This is a genomic window from Clostridium oryzae (assembly GCF_002029235.1).
GTDB classification, from domain to species: domain Bacteria; phylum Bacillota; class Clostridia; order Clostridiales; family Clostridiaceae; genus Clostridium_AE; species Clostridium_AE oryzae.
Genome location: NZ_MZGV01000161.1, coordinates 1 through 1,166, shown reverse-complemented (window position 1 = coordinate 1,166; position 1,166 = coordinate 1). Strand labels below are relative to the sequence as shown.

Below are 1,166 nucleotides of genomic sequence, written 5' to 3'. Positions count from 1 at the left end.
AATCCAATAAGATAAACCATACGACCATTGCCCTCTGAATCCTTAAGATAGCAAGCTTCCATGATATCACTCTGCCACATCTGATTAATGCGTTCTTTTTCATGTTTAAAATATACCCTGTTATCCTTCGTAAGGTTTTCACGAGTATAGCCGTAATGTTGAAGCAGCCTGTTCACTGTGCGAAGTTTAAGAAAGCCTTTTTCTGTTTTCTTTGCAAGTTCCAGCATTATGATAATTTTTTGAGCCGATCTTGATGGAAGTTCTTCCTTAAGCAGTAGTATTTCCTTAATAAGCTCTTGTGGTATAGCAGGGTGGCTTCCTTTGGTTGACTTAGCATTAGGCTTTAACCCATCAAAGCCCAACTTTTTATAGCTGGAATAGAATTTGTATAGGGTTCTGTAAGAATAAGATACCATCTTCTTATTTATAACATCGTTAAACAGCTGTTTCGAAAGCTCAACAGCTGTCTTATCGATAAAGCCCTTCTGCGCTTCAAGCATTGGAGTAATGACTTGGTATCTGAAAAATGCTATGGCATCTTCTTCCTTAATGTTTCCTATCATAGGTACAGTACCTCCTGTAAAATTTGATATACTAATCTTAATCATAAGGAGCTTGTACAAGAAACACAGAATTTCTTGCTGTTATAAGATATGTTATTAAGACAAGCTGCTAACATAGAACAAGCCTGAACTTTGGAAAAAAATTTCTATGAAAATATGAGAAAATCCAAACGAAAAAACTAGAAAAGAATCGAAAAACTCGTAATTTCAAAAAGTGGACAGTAATATTTCCGAAGAAAATTATCGTAAAAATTTAAAAATCAGGTTTAGTGAAGATAGACTATAATCAGTAAGTATATCATAAAAGCAGCAACTTTCAGCGGTTTTAAGTAGTAGCCATATTTCTTTAAACTTAAGCTTCGAATTCAGAAACTCAGAAAAATTCAAAACCTCAGTATTCATGTTAAGTATTTCCATAAGTCTACTACTCAGCAGTCCTGAAAACCTCTTTTTCTTACAAGCTTTTTCAACCTTGTGGCAGGAACGTATTAAAATATCTTCACTATCAAGACAATTCTCAGAATCATTGACGTAGTCAAAAACACTTTCACCTTCTTTCACGTTTCTACTGATAAATTCAATAAGATTGGTATCTGCTTTGTT

2 protein-coding genes are annotated in these 1,166 nt (G+C 34.0%); both read right to left on the bottom strand.

What is annotated here, in order from left to right:
- The coding region (locus tag CLORY_RS22840) for a helix-turn-helix domain-containing protein (RefSeq protein ID WP_139376135.1) at positions 1–563 on the bottom strand (563 nt) is incomplete at its 3' end.
- A 240-nt stretch (positions 564–803) separates the two neighbouring features.
- Positions 804–1,166, bottom strand: a 363-nt coding sequence (locus CLORY_RS23505) for a hypothetical protein (protein WP_169911737.1), incomplete at its 5' end; no start/stop codon positions are given.